Source organism: Vibrio sp. R-1, from assembly GCF_035615595.1.
Taxonomy (GTDB): Bacteria; Pseudomonadota; Gammaproteobacteria; order Enterobacterales; family Vibrionaceae; genus Vibrio; species Vibrio cholerae.
In genome coordinates, this window is the sequence record NZ_WPDC01000301.1 from 1 (window position 1) to 502 (window position 502).

Annotated in this window: 1 protein-coding gene; it reads right to left on the reverse strand. The window is 41.0% G+C overall.

Annotation, left to right across the window (positions count from 1 at the left end; genetic code table 11):
* Nucleotides 1-39: 39 nt before the first annotated feature.
* On the reverse strand, nucleotides 40-489 hold the full coding sequence (locus GOU96_RS18230) for a GyrI-like domain-containing protein (protein WP_001026799.1): 450 nt from the start codon (nucleotides 487-489) through the stop codon (nucleotides 40-42).
* Nucleotides 490-502: the final 13 nt, after the last annotated feature.

Consider the following 502-nt stretch of genomic DNA (forward strand, 5'->3'; position numbering starts at 1 on the left):
CACGCGTTGACAGTCCCGCTTGAGGCGTTTGTTATGTAACTATTTAATAGCGATAGAGATTTCGACTTCACTTGCACTTTTATAATATTCAAAGTCTGTTGTGTAAGCTCGTTTGTAAGGACAGCTTTCAGAGCCGAAGTAGCGCCACACATCACCCCAAAGTTCGATAACTACTTGTGGCATTTCACCGGTCGCAGAAAAAGTCACGTACTTACCTGAAGCAACAGTAACTTGTACTGAGTCTGGTAATATTTCTGGTGATAATGTATCCGAGCAAGCGATAACGTCAAAAGCCCCTGTAAAATCAGACTCGTAGTTTGTGTACAAACCAAAAACTTTTGATTTTTCATTTAGCTTTGGAGCCGCATTTGCGTAAAACCTAGCCCAAAGTTCTCCGATTTTTGCAGTAGATGGTGATACCTCATCCGCATTATTAGTACGGATAACAAAGCCTGTAACATCGAAGCTATCCATTTCACTGATGTTCATATTTCCTCCTAGT